This is a genomic window from Pseudoalteromonas sp. JC28, from assembly GCF_013319255.1.
Lineage (GTDB): Bacteria > Pseudomonadota > Gammaproteobacteria > Enterobacterales > Alteromonadaceae > Pseudoalteromonas.
In genome coordinates, this window is sequence record NZ_QOKX01000038.1 from 1 (window position 1) to 560 (window position 560).

At 50.5% G+C, this 560-nt stretch carries 2 protein-coding genes; both read left to right on the forward strand.

What is annotated here, in order from left to right; all coding sequences use genetic code 11:
• Positions 1-329, forward strand: a 329-nt coding sequence (locus DS891_RS24345) for a phage protease (protein ID WP_302480164.1), incomplete at its 5' end; no start/stop codon positions are given.
• Positions 329-560, forward strand: a 232-nt coding sequence (locus DS891_RS24350) for a Mu-like prophage major head subunit gpT family protein (RefSeq protein ID WP_174171175.1), incomplete at its 3' end; no start/stop codon positions are given. The genes DS891_RS24345 and DS891_RS24350, both read left to right, overlap by 1 nt.

Consider the following 560-nt stretch of genomic DNA (forward strand, 5'->3'; position numbering starts at 1 on the left):
GTGGCGAACTGGCCGCACTCAATAGCCAGCACCAAGGCGTGACTATTGAAACCGCTATTGATAAAGCCAAAGCTGAGGGCCGCGTGATTGCCGCCGAGATTGATTACCTCAAGCAGCTTGGTGAGCAAAACGGTCTTGCCGCCCTCAATGCAGTGTTAGATAGCCGCCAACCTATTGCTGCGCTTAACGCTCAACAGTCCAAACCAACCCCAACACCAACGCAGGACAAAACAGGCGTTGCCGCTTTGTCTGCCGAGGATAAATACGCGGCTGACCAACTGGGTATTAGCCACAAAGATTACGCAGCACTGAAAGAGGAAGACCAGTAATGGCGATTATTACACCCGCACTGATAACTAGCCTGCAAACGGGCTTTAAAAAGAACTTCCAAGATGGCCTTGGTGAAGCACAACCGCAATACACCTCAATTGCGACGGTCATCCCGTCAACCACTAAATCCAATACCTATGGTTGGCTGGGCAAGTTCCCTACCCTTAAAAAGTGGGTGGGTGACCGAGATATTCAAAGCATGAAAGCCCACGGCTACAGCATTGTAAATG